A 13,436-nucleotide genomic window follows, 5' to 3' on the forward strand; every position below is an offset into this window, starting at 1 on the left:
CTCACGCCTCGAGCTGATTGAGGCGGATCGACACCGAACGCGCATGGGCCTGCAAGCCTTCGGCCTCGCCGAGGGTGACGGCGGCGGCGCCGATAGCGCGCAGCGAGTCCGCGTCGCATTTCAGGATCGACGTGCGCTTGACGAAGTCGAGCACGCTCAGACCCGACGAGAAGCGCGCCGAGCGCGCCGTCGGCAGCACATGGTTGGAGCCGCCGACATAATCGCCGACGGCTTCGGGCGTATAGGCGCCGATGAAGATGGCGCCGGCGTTGGAAACGCGTGTGGCGAGATCCTCGGCGTCTTCACTGATGATCTCAAGATGTTCGGCGGCGATGCGGTCGGCGAGCGGAAGCGCGTCGGCGAGAGTCTTCACGATGATCGTCGCGCCATAGTCACGCCAGGAGGCGCCGGCGATCTCCTTGCGCGAAAGCGTCGAGAGATGCCTCTCGACGGCGGCGACGACCGCGTCGGCCAGCGAGGCGTCGTCGGTGATCAGGATCGACTGCGCGGATTCGTCATGCTCGGCCTGCGCAAGAAGATCGGCCGCGATCCAGTCTGGATTGGCGGTCGCGTCGGCAAGGATCAGCACTTCAGAGGGGCCGGCGATCATGTCGATGCCGACCTGACCGAAGACGCGGCGCTTCGCCGCCGCCACCCAGGCGTTGCCCGGCCCGACGATCTTGACGACGGGCGCGATCGTCTTCGTGCCATAGGCCAGCGCCGCCACGGCTTGCGCGCCGCCGACGCGGTAGATCTCGTCAATGCCGGAACGCTTGGCGGCGGCGAGCACCAGCGGCTCCACATGGCCGCCGGGTGTCGGGACCACCATGACGATGCGTTTCACGCCGGCGACCTTCGCGGGCACGACATTCATCAGCACGGAAGACGGATAGGCGGCGGTGCCGCCGGGCACGTAGAGGCCCACCGAGTCGAGCGGGGTCCAGCGCCAGCCGAGCTCTACGCCGGCGGCGTCCCGAAAGCGCAGATCCTGCGGCTTCTGCCGCTCGTGGAAGGTGGTGATCCGCTCGAGCGCGAGATCGAGGGCGGCGAGCTGTTCGGCGGAGCATTTGGCCTCCGCCGCCGCGACCTCCTCGCGGGAAACGGCGATGCCAGTCGCCTCAAGGTCGATGCGGTCGAAGCGCTTGGAATAGTCGACAAGCGCCGCGTCTCCGCGCGCGACGACGTCCTCGATGATGCCGCGGACCGTATCGTCGACATCCTGCGACGCCTCACGCTTCATGGCGAGCAGCGACGCGAAACGCTGTTCGAAATCGGGCGCCGCAGCGTCCAAACGCAGGGTCATGATCCTCTCCAGCCGGGAAGTCCGGCTGTCATGGCCCTCGGGGAGCGTGCTCGTCAAGTTCGCCGCTGAAATCATGGCTCGGCCGGGCGGCGACCTTCCAGCGCGGTCCCACGTCGCAAAGTTGCGCCTCGACGCATTCGACGTCGAGCGCGATCGACGCGCCGCCGGCGAAAAAGAGCCGGATGACTCCCGACGGGGGCTCGGGGTGGGGCTCGAAGGTGACCGCCAGAAGTTCGAGGATCGCGTCGGGCTGGTCGCGGCAGATACGCTGGCAGCGCACGCGCTGCACGCCTTCGAAATGCAGGCCGCAGCGGCAGCGCTCCAGTCGGCCGTCAAGTTCAGCGGCCCAGTCGAAACGCGACCCCACCAGGGCGAACCGGCGCTTGTCGGCAAGAAAGGCGATGTCGCCGACGCGCACCAGGGCGTCCTGCAGATGCGCCGAGAGGAGCGAAAGATCTTCGCTGTCGAGCGCATGCAGACGCAAGGCGAGCTCACAAGGCCGATTGGGTGGTTCCATATCCTCTCCTCCTTCGCCCGATATGGCGAAGGGCGCGGGGGGGCGCAACCCTACGAGCGGCGTCAAGTTAAGTTAATGGGATTTTCTCGGCTCCACGTTTCCAAACTGGCGGGGCTTGTCCGGGCCAACGACGCAGGGGCGTTGTGCGATACGTGCAAAGTAGCCGCAACGGCGACGCGTGGATGCTTGCGACACGCACGGGCATGACGCGGGAACGCTATTCGAACGCTCGCCGAAAAAAGCAGGAGACGTTTTTCCGCTGCGTAATCCCTCCCCTTTACGGGGAGGGTGGCAAGCAAAGCGAGCCGGGTGGGGTTTTGGCGCAACCCCCAGCCGATCGCCTTCGGCGATCGACCTCCCCACAAGGGGGAGGTAAATCCGCGCTCAATCCTGAAACGGATTGTGCACGAGGATGGTGTCGTCGCGTTCAGGGCTCGTCGAGAGCAAAGCGACCGGCGCCTCGATCAGCTCCTCGACGCGACGCACATATTTGATCGCCTGCGCCGGCAGATGCGCCCAGGAACGCGCGCCGCTCGTCGATTCCTTCCAGCCGGGGAAGCTTTCATAGACCGGCTGCACCCGCGCCTGCGCCGCCTGCGAGGCCGGCAAGCGCTCGATGCGCCTTCCGTCGAGCATGTAATGCGTGCAGATTTTGATCTCGTCGAAACCGTCGAGAATATCGAGCTTCGTCAGCGCGACGCCGTTGATGCCGGACGTCTTCACCGCTTGGCGCGTCAGCACGGCGTCGAACCAGCCGCAGCGCCGCCGCCGTCCGGTGTTGGTGCCGAATTCGCGGCCGCGATCGCCGATCAACTGGCCGATCTCGTCATGAAGCTCGGTCGGAAACGGGCCGCCGCCGACGCGCGTCGTATAGGCCTTGGCGATGCCGAGCACATAGCCGATCGCGCCGGGACCAAGTCCCGAACCGCTCGCCGCCGACGCGGCGACGGTGTTGGACGATGTCACATAGGGATAGGTGCCGTGGTCGACGTCGAGCAGCACGCCCTGCGCGCCCTCGAAGAGGATGCGCTTTCCGGCGCGGCGATTGTCCTCGAGCAGCTCCCACACCGCGTCCATGAACGGCAGGATGCGCGGCGCGACGGACAATAGCTCCTCGCGCAGCGCGGCGGGGTCCACCTCGGGCAGGCCCAGGCCACGCCGCAGCGGATCGTGATGCGCGAGCACGCGCGAGATCTTGTCGTCGAGCAGATCCGGCTCGGCGAGATCCATGAGGCGAATCGAGCGGCGGCCGACCTTGTCCTCATAGGCGGGTCCGATGCCGCGCTTCGTCGTGCCGATCTTGGCGCCGCCGCCCGCGTCCTCGCGATGCGCGTCAAGCTCTCGGTGCAGCGAAAGGATCAGCGGCGCGTTTTCGGCGATCTTGAGATTCATCGGCGAAATGGCGACGCCCTGCTCCCGCAGCCGGTCGATCTCGCCGACGAGGAAATGCGGGTCGACGACGACGCCATTGCCGATGACGGAAAGCTTGCCCGGCCGCACGATGCCCGAGGGCAGCAGCGCAAGCTTATAGGTCACGCCGTCGATGACGAGCGTGTGCCCGGCGTTATGGCCGCCCTGAAAGCGCACGACGACGTCAGCCTCCAGCGACAGCCAGTCGACGATTTTGCCCTTGCCCTCGTCGCCCCACTGGGCGCCGACCACCGCCACATTCGCCATGGCCGTATCTCGATCTCCAAATAGAAAAAGCCCCGCGCGTAACGCCGGGGCTCGTTACCGCAGGGGTTTAGCGCATGCCGCCGAGAGCGTAAAGGCCGCCGACGGTCCGAAAATCAGGAACTTCGAGCGGCCTTTTCGGTTGGAAACAAATAAGGGAGGTAGAATGCATGCCGACCACGGTCGCTCGAGTCCCAAGCCACACCGATGAGGACATCAACCGCGCCATCCGCAAGGAAACGCAGGCGCGGCTGTCCTATTTCGCCAAACACCCGGAGAAGATCGACGAACGTCTCGAAGAGCTTGATCGGGAGTGGGACATTGAGCGGGCGCTCGAAGCCAACGCCTCCTCAGTGGCGCTCGTCGGACTGGCGCTCGGCTTAACGTCAGATCGCCGCTGGCTGGCGCTGCCGGTTCTCGTCAGCGGCTTTCTGCTCCAGCACGCGCTGCAGGGCTGGTGCCCGCCCTTGCCGCTCCTGCGTCGATTGTCGTTCCGAACGGCCGAGGAAATCGGTCAGGAGCGCAACGCGCTCAAGGCGCTGCGCGGCGACTTCGACAAGGTCAAAAAGGCCGACAACAAGGTGCAGGAGGCGGCGCGCGCGGCCGGGCTCGGCTGCGAGATGCACGGGCGCACCGTGCATTAGAGCGCGAGCCTCTATAAGAATTTTCGCGAAACTCGACGTGAACGAAACAGCGGAGGGAAGCGTCACGCGTATATCGGAAAAAGCGCGCGCATGTATCCAAAGGTACATTCAATTTAGCGTGCAGCCAGTTTAGCTTGGCGCGGAAGATTGCATTGCTGACAGCTTGGCTGTCGAGGGGCGATCTTTTTTGCCTTGTCGAATTTGCCCGATAAGTTTCAGTAAGCAGGGGTTTCAGAATGAAAAAGTCCGTTTCCATCTCCATAAGCAAGTTCACTGAATCCGTTCAGGCCGCCGTGAAGGCCGCGAGCGCGAAACATCCAAAATTCAAACTGGAGGTTCCTGACGCCGTTTCGGTGTCTTATTTAATTCGCGGCATTCCCGTTCCAGAGTCGATCGCTTCACAAGTGACGCTTGGCGAGACGCAGGCGCTTGCCAACGACATCGCAGGCCATCTGGGAGCGTTCGCGGGCGAACAGGGCGGCGCGGTCTATTCCATTGGTCGCCACATCATTGTCGGCATTCCCGTTCCCCCTGAAATTCTTCAGCTTGAACAAAAATAGCTGGATCTAAGCCCATGTCGAAACTTTGTCCGAGCGCGCAGCCCGGCATGGATCGAGCGATGGTCTTGGGCGTCGTTCAGCATGACGGGCCGAGTCCCGTCGTCCAATATCTGAACGAGCGGCTTCCTGCGACGCCCGAGACCCTTGCCTTGTCCGCCCCTTTAAAGCCGACCGAAATATTTCGACTCGCGGCGACATGCGCTGAGCATAAATGTCCGCACTTCGACGGCGCAGATTGTCGCTTGGCTTCGCGAGTCGTGAAAATGCTGCCCACTGCAGTCGACAGTTTGCCGCCATGCGCTATCCGAAAGGAATGCCGCTGGCATGCTCAGGAGGGCGAGGCGGCGTGCAAACGATGCCCTGAGGTCACCACTGTGAGCTACGACTTGTCGCAACATGCGCGGGACGTGTCAGGACTGCCGGTTGTCGAGGAGTCGATAGGGTAACCGCTTCGCGGGGGGATACCGCAGCCATCTTATTGCCGATGATAGGGGTGCCCCGACAAGATCGTCATCGCCCGATAAATCTGCTCCGCCGCGAGAATGCGCGCCAGCTGATGCGGCAGCGTCATCGCGCCGAAGGACAAGACGGCCGTCGCTCGCGCGCGCACGCTCTCGTCGAGCCCCTCGGCGCCGCCGATCGCAAACCACAGCGCCTTGCAGCCTCTGTCGCGTTCGGAGGCGATGAATTGCGCGAAGGCTGCGCTTGTCTCCGCCCTGCCCCGCTCGTCAAACGCCGCCAGCCGCGATTCGGCAGGCAGCGCCGCAAGCAGTTCCATCGCTTCGCGCGATGACCGCTCGGCGCTGGAGGAGGCCTTGCTCTCATCGATCTCTTTAAGTTCGAGACCTTCGAGGCCCAGCCGCCGCAAGGCGCGGATGCGCTCGGCATAGCGCGAGAAAAGCTCTCGCTCGGGACCCGCCTTCAGGCGGCCGACGCAGATCAGTCCCAGTTTCATCCAACGCCAAGCACGACCAGAGGGTACAAGCGATCCCAAGGGCGCGCTTGCGTCCGCTCCCGTCAGACCAGGCGAATCTCCAGCGGTCGGTCGCCGCCCCACATCTTTTCAAGATTGTAGAACTGGCGCACCTCGGGCCGGAAGATGTGGACGATGACGTCGCCAGCGTCGATCAGCACCCAGTCGCACTGGGACAGGCCTTCGACCCGCGGGGCAACGACGCCCGCCGCCTTCAGGGCCTTGATCGCTCTGTCGGCTATGGCGCCGACATGCACGGTCGAACGACCCGTCGCGATGATCATGTCATCGGCGAGCGCCGTTTTTCCACGCAGATCGATGGAGACAATGTCCTCGGCCTTGGTTTCGTCCAGGCTGGCGAGAACCTTTTGCACGATTGAGCCGGTCAATTGGGCGCTTGCGCCAATTTCCGGTCGGAGCGGACCAGGAGCCGCACCCGGATGAACACCTGTCGACAGCGTTGCAACCCTCATGCTTCGCGGCCCAAAGCCCGGAAGAGAGCCCGCCGCCACACAAGGATGGGGCTCTTGCTGAAAAATTGCAATAGAAACTGCGGGGTTGCCGAGGGGGCTAAGAAAAAAGCCCGGCTCAAGCGCCGGGCTTTGGAAGGCGGTTCGGGCTAATCGAGAGGCGGGAGGAACCTCAAAGCCGGAACATGAAAAGCATAATCGATTTGCGCCAAAAGCGTAGGACGAAATTGCCGACACGCCAGTCGGCGGTGCAAAAAGCGGGGAAAAACTGCTGAATTCGTGCCGCGAGAGGCGCGCCGCCGGCGTCCGATTCGGCTAAGTTAACAAAGCGTTGCGAAGCACATCAATCGGCCCAGTGCTCAAATTACAACACATGTCAAGTTTGTCGCCAGAGCCCTGCTTTCGCCGGTCCCTTTATGGCGAAATCAGGGAATTAGGACCATCGACCCGCTGGTGGCGCGCGATTCGAGCGCGGCGTGCACCTTGGCGGCGTCGGCAAGCGGAAAACGCGCCGGCTCGGCGATATTGACAAAGCCTCGCTTCGTAGCATGGACGAGATCGTCCATCATCTCCTCATAGTCGCGCCGGCGCGCGATATGGCTGAAAAGCGAGGGGCGGGTCGCATAGAGCGATCCTTTCAGCGCCAGAAGGCCAAGGTCGAAGGCCGCGATCGGACCAGAGGCTGAGCCGAAGCTGACGAACATGCCGAACGGCTTCAGGCAATCGAGCGAAGCCGGAAAAGTCGCGCGTCCGACGCCGTCATAGACCACGTCGCACAGCTTGCCCTTGGTGAAATCGCGCACGCGCTCGACGAAGTTCTCCTCGCGATAAAGGATGGTGTGCTTGGCGCCTGCATCTTCTGCGATCTTGGCCTTCTCGGGGGAGCCAACCGTCGCGATGACCTTCGCCCCGAGCGCATTCGCCCATTGGCAGAGGATCTGCCCAACGCCGCCGGCGCCGGCATGGACGAGAACGCGATGGCCTTTCTCCACCTTGAACGTCCTGCGCAGGAGATATTGCGCAGTCAGCCCTTTCAGCATCATCACCGCGCCCTGCTCATAGCTGAAGGATTTCGGCAGATGGACGACTGAGCCGGCGGCGATGTTGCGCGCCTCCGAATAGCCGCCAAGCGCGCCGACATAAGCGACCCGATCCCCAACCTTGAAGTTCTTCACATTCTCGCCGACGGCGATCACCTCGCCGGCGCCTTCATGTCCGGGGACAAACGGATATTCGGCCGGATAAGCGCCGGTACGGCGGTAGACGTCTATGAAATTGACGCCAATGGCGCCGTGGCGGATTTGCACGTCGTCGGCGGTCGGAGCCGGCAGATCAACGTCTTCCATAACGAGCGCATCCGGCCCGCCCGGCTGATGCACGCGAATCGCTTTAACCATCGACCTCACCTTTCGCGATCGCGCCGCCCTCACGAAAAAGCGGCAAAGCCAGAAAATAGCACCCGGTCACGACCAGAGCCGCCTTCACGGTGAAGGAGGCCGCCGCAAGATCCTGTGCGACCGCCGCGATCGCCGCCGCGCCCCAGACGCCGGTCACGACGAGCGTCACAGGTCGCAGCCGCTGAACGCGCAGCGGATGAACAAAGGCGACCGGAACGAACATGCAAGCCGTCGTCACGACAATCAGCATGAGACTCGCGGTGGCCGGCGGCCGCAGCACGAGAAGATAGAAGACCACGATGTTCCACAGCGACGGAAATCCGCGAAACCAATAGTCGGCCGTCTTCATTCGCCGATCTGCGAAATAGAGCGCCGAACAGGCGCAGACCGCGGCGCAAATGGGGCCGACGAGCGCCGGATCCAAGAGGCCGGAGCGCCACAGCGCCACAAGCGGCGTAACCACATAGTTGAGAAAGTCGACGACGAGGTCGAGCGCGACCCCGTCGATGAAGGGCGCCGTTTCCGTCACCTTGAAATGCCGCGCCAGCGTTCCGTCGACGGCGTCCACGACGAGCGCCGCGCCGAGCCAGGCGACCATCGCCGCAAAACGGCCGTCCGCCGCAAGGAACAAAGCGATCAGGCCGAGCGCCGCGCCGCTCGCAGTGAAGAGGTGGACAGAAAGGCCGATGAGGCGAGAAGACGTCACGAGGCGCGGCGACTGGAGAAGCGGGACGTCAGCCTACCACCACCCTCGCGCCGAGCCAAAGCCATCCTGCTTGCCCGTGCTGCTCGCGCTCCGAAGACTCTCCCGCTATAACAGGCAAAGGAGACGAATGAGATGAACGCGGCGTACGAAAACACCAGATCGGACATTCTCGTCGCCGGCGCCGGGGCGACCGGCCTTGCAGCGGCGCTGGCCTTCGCGCGCGGGGGATTCAGGACGACGCTCGCCGGGCGCATTCCGCCGCCGCTGCCGGGCCGCACCGTCGCTTTGTTCGAATCGTCCGTCCGATTTCTCGATGCACTCGGCGCGTTAGAGCGCGTCAGAGCGCGCGGCTGCGCCGTCGAAGCGATCCACATGATCGACGACACCGATCAGTTTCTGCCCGTGCCGGAACTCAGCCTGCGGGCGCGCGAGATCGGTCTGCCGGCGCTCGGCGTCAATGTGTCGAACGACGACCTCGTCGCCATTCTGCTGGATCTTTGTCGCGGCCGCCCTGAGATCGCGTTCGTCGACGCCGATATCGCGGATTACGAATTCAGCAGCGACGGCGCCGTCGCCGTCCTCACAGACGGACGGCGACTCCAGGCGGACTTCATCGTTGCGGCGGATGGGCGCAACAGCCGCGCCCGCACGGTCGCCGGCATCGACGTGAAGGAATGGACCTATCCGCAGATCGCGCTCACCATGATGCTGCGCCACGAGTTCCCGCACGAAAATGTCTCGACGGAATATCACACGCGCTCGGGCCCCTTCACGCTGGTGCCGCTGCCCGCGCGAGAGGACGCGCCGAATCGTTCGAGCCTCGTCTGGCTGATGAGCGTCGCCGACGCGCGGCGGCGTCTCGCCAAGCCCCGCGAAGAGCTCGAATATGAAATCGAGGATTACGCCAAGTCGGAACTCGGCGCGATGCGCATCGAAGGCGACATCGGGCAGTTCCGCATGGGCGGCATGCAGGTGTCGAAACATGCCACGGGCCGCCTCGCGCTCGTCGGCGAGACATGTCACATTTTTCCGCCGATCGGCGCGCAAGGACTGAACCTAAGTCTGCGCGACGTCGCCGATCTCGAGGATTGTCTCGCCAGCGTCGATCTCAAGAATCCGCGCGAATTGTCGCGGGCGCTCGCCCGCTATGACCGTCACCGGCGCGCCGATATCGGCTTCAGGACGCATGGCGTCGACCTGCTCAACCGATCGCTCATCATTCCCTATCTGCCGGTGGATTTGCTGCGCGGCGCGAGCTTCATCGCCATGGCGGCGCTCGGGCCGTTGCGGCGCGCGGTCATTCGCGAGGGCGTGTTGCCGCATCTCGTGCTGCCGCGGCTGATGCGACGGCCGGCGCAGAAGCCCGAAATCGCCGGCGCTTCCCAGAGGCGCGCCGGCTGGCGATCTTAGAGCAGCGACGGTCGAGCGCCGCTGATCGCGGCGCTATTTCGCCGCGATCTCGATCTTCTTTTCTTCCTTCTTGGATTCAGCCGTCTTCGGCAGCTTGATTTTCAGCACGCCCTTTTCGAAATCGGCGGTGATCTTGTCGGAGTCTACGCCTTCAGGAACCCGAAAGGCGCGGCGGAAAGAGCCGTAACGTCGCTCCGAGCAGTAGTATCCTTCCCGCTTCTCTTCCTTTTCTTCTTTCTTCTCGCCAGAGATCGACAACACGCCGTTTGAAAGCTTCACATCGACGTTCTTTTCGTCGAGCCCGGGCAGTTCCGCGGTGATTTCATATCCGCCGTCCTTTTCAACAAAATCGACAGGCGGCGCCGCCGCCGACATGAGCCGGTCGAACGGCTGGAAGTCGGCAAGGCTTCTGCGCGATGGAAATTCGTCGAACAGACGATCGAATTGACGCCGGAAGGATTCGAGTGGATGCCAATCGAATCCGCCGGATGCCTGCGCGGACTCTCTCGACGCCGGCAGCTTGCTTTGTTCGGCCATGCTGATCTCCCTCATGAACGGACGATCGCCAAGCAACCGAAAATTCAGCAACGATGGCGCTGACGATCGACATGGAAACGTTAGGGACGTGGAGCGTCAGAGATGTGACTTCAAGCAGCGATTTTGCGCCAATTTGTCGCGATCACTCGTCGAATTCTCCGAGCGACAACAGTCCTGCGTCGCCCCCAGAGGACGCGGTGTTGATCGTCAGGGTCGTCTCATGAAGGAATCGCAGCAGATAATCCGGCCCGCCCGCCTTTGGGCCGGTGCCGCTCAAGCCGAACCCGCCGAAGGGCTGGCTGCCGACGACCGCGCCGATCATGTTGCGATTGACGTAGATATTGCCGGCGGACGCTTTGCGCGACAACGCGCGAATGCGCTGTTCGATGCGCGTATGCATGCCGAGCGTGAGACCATATCCACTGGCTTCGATGTCCGTGAGCAGTTGCGGCAGGCGATCCGAACGCCAGGTCGCGACATGCAGGACGGGTCCGAAGATTTCCTCCTGCAAGTCCTCGACGCGATCAAGTCTGACGATGTGCGGGGCGACGAAAGTTCCTGTCGTCGGCGCAACGCCAGCGTAGAGAATTCGCCCCGCTTCGCGCTGACGCGAAAGATAGGCGTCGAGTTTGTCCTTCGCCTGCGCGTCGATCGCCGGGCCGACATGCACGCCGATCTCGCGCGGATCGCCGACCCGCAACTCGCGCGCAGCGCCAATCAGCGTCTCGAGGCAGGTGGGCGCGATCTCCTCTTGCAGGCACAAGAGCCGCAAGGCTGAGCACCGCTGGCCCGCCGATCGGAACGCAGACGTCATGACGTCGTCGACGACCTGTTCGATCAGCGCCGTCGAATCGACAATCATCGCATTGATCCCGCCGGTTTCGGCGATGAGCGGCGCGATCGCGCCATCTCGCTCGGCGAGCGTGCGATTGATCCGCTGCGCAACCTCGACGGAGCCGGTGAAGACGACGCCGGCGGTCAGCGGATCGGCGACGAGCGCAGCGCCGATCGCGCCATCGCCCGGCGTAAATTGCAGCACGTCCTTCGGAAGGCCAGATTCGCGCAGGAGCGCGATCGCCATGGCGGCGACGAGCGGCGTCTGCTCGGCGGGCTTGGCGACGACGCAATTTCCCGCGACGAGCGCCGCTGCGATCTGGCCGATGAAAATCGCGAGCGGGAAATTCCAGGGCGAAATGCAGATAAAGACGCCGCGTCCATGCCTTCGCAGGACATTAGCTTCGCCCGTCGGGCCCGGCAGCGGCATGTCGGCGCAGAGAATTCGCGCCTGGCCGGCGTAGTATCGGCAAAGATCGGCCGCCTCGCGCACCTCGGCGAGCGCATCGTCGAGAGTCTTGCCGCCCTCGCTTTGCAACAAGGCGATCAACGGGCCGCGCCGCGCCTCAATGAGATCGGCCGCGCGTTCGATCATCCGCGCCCGCGCCTCGAATGGAGTCCTGGACCACTCTGGGAAGGCGCGCGCCGCCGTCGCGACCGCAGCACGCGCCGCAGCTTCATCCGCTTCGACGACGTGACCGACGACGGCGCCGTCGATCGGCGACAGGACCGGGCGCGCCGCAGCCCGCGATTCGACGCTCGGTCGCGCGGCGGGCGGCGGAGCTGGCGCGCGCGCCTCGTTAATCAGCGCCGCAAGCGCGGTCCGATCGCCAAATTCCACGCCTTTTGAATTGGCGCGTTGCGGCAGGTAAATCTCGGCCGGCAGCGGAAGGCGCGGATGACGCGCACGATTTGGCGCGCCAAGCGTTTCATAAGGGTCCGCAACGAGCGCGGTCTCCGGCGTCTCGGGATCGGCGGCGCGCGCGACGAAAGAGGAGTTGGCGCCGTTCTCGATCAAGCGCCGCACGAGATAGGCGAGAAGATCACGGTGCGGACCGACCGGCGCATAGATTCGAACGGGGACGTCGCTCATTTCCGCGAGCGACTCATAGAGCGACTCGCCCATGCCGTGGAGGCGCTGAAACTCGAAGTCGCGCCGCGCGCCGGCCATCGTCAGAACGGCGGCGACGCTGCGCGCGTTATGCGTGGCGATTTGCGGGAAGAGACGCGGTTGGTCGAAGAGCCGAGCGGCGCAGGCGTCGAAATTGAGATCGGTCATCGCCTTGCGCGTGAACACGGGATAATCGGCGAGACCGCGCTCCTGGGCGCGTTTGATTTCGCTGTCCCAATAGGCGCCCTTGACGAGACGCACCATGAAGCGCCGATGGTTCGCTTCCGCGAGCGAAGCGACATAGTCGATCGCGGCCATCGCGCGCTTCAGATAGGCCTGCACCGCGAGCCCGAATCCGTCCCAGCCGGAAAGAGACGGGTCTTTGACGACGCGTGCGAACACGTCCAGCGAAAGTTCGAGTCGATCCGCCTCCTCCGCATCGATGGTGAAAACGAGATCGCGCTCTTTGGCGAGGCGCGCCAGGTCGAGCAACCGCGGCGGCAATTCCCGCAAGACGCGTTCGCGCGAAATCGCCTCATAGCGCGGATGCAGGGCCGAGAGCTTGATCGAAATTCCAGGGCGCACAGGGAGTTCGGAGCTTCCGGCCGAGTCGCCGATGGCGCGAATGGCGTGGGCGTAGGCCTCAAAATAGCGCTCGGCGTCTTCCGCCGTCCGCGCCCCTTCGCCAAGCATGTCGTAAGAGAAGCGCTCGCGCCGTCCCTGCTCCCGTCTGATCGCCGCTTCGATGGTTTCGCCAAAGACGAAATGAGCGCCCATCAGCCGCATCGCCTGACGCGCGGCGGCGCGCAGCCCCGGCAGGCCGAGACGCCGGGCGAGGTGGGCAATGAGCCCGCGCGGCTCCGTGACGTCAACGATACGCGCCGAAAGTCCCAGCGCGAAGGCGCAGGCCTGAATAAGCAGCGCGTCGCTCGATGTTTCGTGATGGGAGAAATCGCCCTCGGCGAGCTTATCAGCCAGGAGTTGGTCGGCCGTCGCGTCGTCGGGCACGCGCAACAGCGCTTCGGCAAGCGCCATCACCGCCAGCCCCTCGCGCGAGGAGAGGGAGAATTCGTGAAGGAAATCTTCGACGCCGCCAAGCGGATCACGTTGTGCGCGAATGCCGCGCACGAGCCTCAGCGCAGCTTTTTCGACGAGTCGTTGAGTCGCGGGATTAGGGCGCGAACCGAGGAAGGCTTCAGCGAAGCTCTCGTCGGGAGGCGCGTATGGCGCCGCAAAGGGCGCAGGCCGATCGTGTTTTCGATTCATTCGCCATGGTACCGACCGCGCCCGCAGGCCTCGA

At 64.1% G+C, this 13,436-nt stretch carries 12 protein-coding genes; 3 read left to right on the plus strand and 9 right to left on the minus strand.

All coding sequences use genetic code 11. The features are described from left to right. Window position 1: 1 nt before the first annotated feature. The 3 genes from hisD to A3OO_RS0115400 all read right to left on the minus strand — a co-directional run bounded on the left by hisD (window position 2) and on the right by A3OO_RS0115400 (window position 3,497). The gene (gene hisD, locus A3OO_RS0115390; protein ID WP_018408732.1) at window positions 2-1,303 is read right to left on the minus strand and encodes a histidinol dehydrogenase; all 1,302 of its coding nucleotides are present in this window, start codon (window positions 1,301-1,303) and stop codon (window positions 2-4) included. 28 nt (window positions 1,304-1,331) lie between these two features. Continuing rightward, window positions 1,332-1,820 (minus strand): DUF2948 family protein, encoded by a 489-nt coding sequence (locus A3OO_RS0115395; RefSeq protein ID WP_018408733.1) that lies wholly within the window; start codon window positions 1,818-1,820, stop codon window positions 1,332-1,334. Window positions 1,821-2,204: 384 nt separating this feature from the next. Next, entirely contained in the window at window positions 2,205-3,497 is a 1,293-nt protein-coding gene (locus tag A3OO_RS0115400; RefSeq protein ID WP_018408734.1) for an adenylosuccinate synthase, read from the minus strand. Window positions 3,498-3,664: 167 nt separating this feature from the next. Between A3OO_RS0115400 and A3OO_RS0115405 the strand changes: the two genes are divergently transcribed. Then, complete coding sequence (locus A3OO_RS0115405; protein WP_018408735.1) at window positions 3,665-4,138, plus strand: YgaP family membrane protein; 474 nt, start codon at window positions 3,665-3,667, stop codon at window positions 4,136-4,138. A gap of 236 nt (window positions 4,139-4,374) precedes the next feature. Then, window positions 4,375-4,698, plus strand: a complete 324-nt coding sequence (locus tag A3OO_RS0115410) for a hypothetical protein (protein WP_018408736.1) — start codon at window positions 4,375-4,377, stop codon at window positions 4,696-4,698. A 475-nt stretch (window positions 4,699-5,173) separates the two neighbouring features. Here A3OO_RS0115410 and rlmH read toward each other — a convergent pair whose 3' ends face one another. From rlmH to A3OO_RS0115435, 4 genes are all read right to left on the minus strand, one after another. After that, window positions 5,174-5,653 carry a 23S rRNA (pseudouridine(1915)-N(3))-methyltransferase RlmH gene (gene rlmH / locus A3OO_RS0115420; RefSeq protein WP_018408738.1) on the minus strand — a complete coding sequence of 160 codons (480 nt, stop codon included), beginning with the start codon at window positions 5,651-5,653 and terminating at the stop codon, window positions 5,174-5,176. 62 nt (window positions 5,654-5,715) lie between these two features. Beyond that, on the minus strand, window positions 5,716-6,060 hold the full coding sequence (gene rsfS, locus A3OO_RS0115425; protein WP_018408739.1) for a ribosome silencing factor: 345 nt from the start codon (window positions 6,058-6,060) through the stop codon (window positions 5,716-5,718). A gap of 506 nt (window positions 6,061-6,566) precedes the next feature. Beyond that, window positions 6,567-7,538: a quinone oxidoreductase family protein gene (locus A3OO_RS0115430; protein ID WP_018408740.1), complete on the minus strand. Its 972-nt coding sequence runs from the start codon at window positions 7,536-7,538 to the stop codon at window positions 6,567-6,569. After that, window positions 7,531-8,244 (minus strand): CDP-alcohol phosphatidyltransferase family protein, encoded by a 714-nt coding sequence (locus A3OO_RS0115435; RefSeq protein WP_018408741.1) that lies wholly within the window; start codon window positions 8,242-8,244, stop codon window positions 7,531-7,533. Before A3OO_RS0115435 ends, A3OO_RS0115430 begins: the two co-directional genes overlap by 8 nt. A 132-nt stretch (window positions 8,245-8,376) precedes the next feature. Here A3OO_RS0115435 and A3OO_RS0115440 point away from each other — a divergent pair, with 132 nt between their 5' ends. Beyond that, entirely contained in the window at window positions 8,377-9,654 is a 1,278-nt protein-coding gene (locus tag A3OO_RS0115440; RefSeq protein WP_018408742.1) for an FAD-dependent monooxygenase, read from the plus strand. 33 nt (window positions 9,655-9,687) lie between these two features. On the opposite strand, the gene A3OO_RS0115445 is transcribed toward A3OO_RS0115440, so the two are convergent. Both A3OO_RS0115445 and putA read right to left on the minus strand, forming a co-directional pair. Further along, window positions 9,688-10,191 (minus strand): Hsp20/alpha crystallin family protein, encoded by a 504-nt coding sequence (locus tag A3OO_RS0115445; RefSeq protein WP_026223032.1) that lies wholly within the window; start codon window positions 10,189-10,191, stop codon window positions 9,688-9,690. A gap of 142 nt (window positions 10,192-10,333) precedes the next feature. After that, a complete protein-coding gene (putA, locus tag A3OO_RS0115450) occupies window positions 10,334-13,402 on the minus strand; it encodes a bifunctional proline dehydrogenase/L-glutamate gamma-semialdehyde dehydrogenase PutA (protein ID WP_018408744.1) in 3,069 nt (1,022 codons plus the stop codon). Window positions 13,403-13,436: the final 34 nt, after the last annotated feature.

Source organism: Methylocystis rosea SV97, assembly GCF_000372845.1.
Taxonomy (GTDB): domain Bacteria; phylum Pseudomonadota; class Alphaproteobacteria; order Rhizobiales; family Beijerinckiaceae; genus Methylocystis; species Methylocystis rosea.

Excerpts from the sequence above, each read along its gene's own strand:
- A3OO_RS0115440 (WP_018408742.1), top strand. The coding sequence starts at position 8,377 with ATGAACGCGGCGTACGAAAACACCAGATCGGACATTCTCGTCGCCGGC.
- A3OO_RS0115430 (WP_018408740.1), bottom strand. The coding sequence starts at position 7,538 with ATGGTTAAAGCGATTCGCGTGCATCAGCCGGGCGGGCCGGATGCGCTC.
- A3OO_RS0115395 (WP_018408733.1), bottom strand. The coding sequence starts at position 1,820 with ATGGAACCACCCAATCGGCCTTGTGAGCTCGCCTTGCGTCTGCATGCG.
- putA (WP_018408744.1), bottom strand. The coding sequence starts at position 13,402 with ATGAATCGAAAACACGATCGGCCTGCGCCCTTTGCGGCGCCATACGCG.
- A3OO_RS0115400 (WP_018408734.1), bottom strand. The coding sequence starts at position 3,497 with ATGGCGAATGTGGCGGTGGTCGGCGCCCAGTGGGGCGACGAGGGCAAG.
- A3OO_RS0115410 (WP_018408736.1), top strand. The coding sequence starts at position 4,375 with ATGAAAAAGTCCGTTTCCATCTCCATAAGCAAGTTCACTGAATCCGTT.
- A3OO_RS0115405 (WP_018408735.1), top strand. The coding sequence starts at position 3,665 with ATGCCGACCACGGTCGCTCGAGTCCCAAGCCACACCGATGAGGACATC.
- rlmH (WP_018408738.1), bottom strand. The coding sequence starts at position 5,653 with ATGAAACTGGGACTGATCTGCGTCGGCCGCCTGAAGGCGGGTCCCGAG.
- A3OO_RS0115445 (WP_026223032.1), bottom strand. The coding sequence starts at position 10,191 with ATGGCCGAACAAAGCAAGCTGCCGGCGTCGAGAGAGTCCGCGCAGGCA.
- hisD (WP_018408732.1), bottom strand. The coding sequence starts at position 1,303 with ATGACCCTGCGTTTGGACGCTGCGGCGCCCGATTTCGAACAGCGTTTC.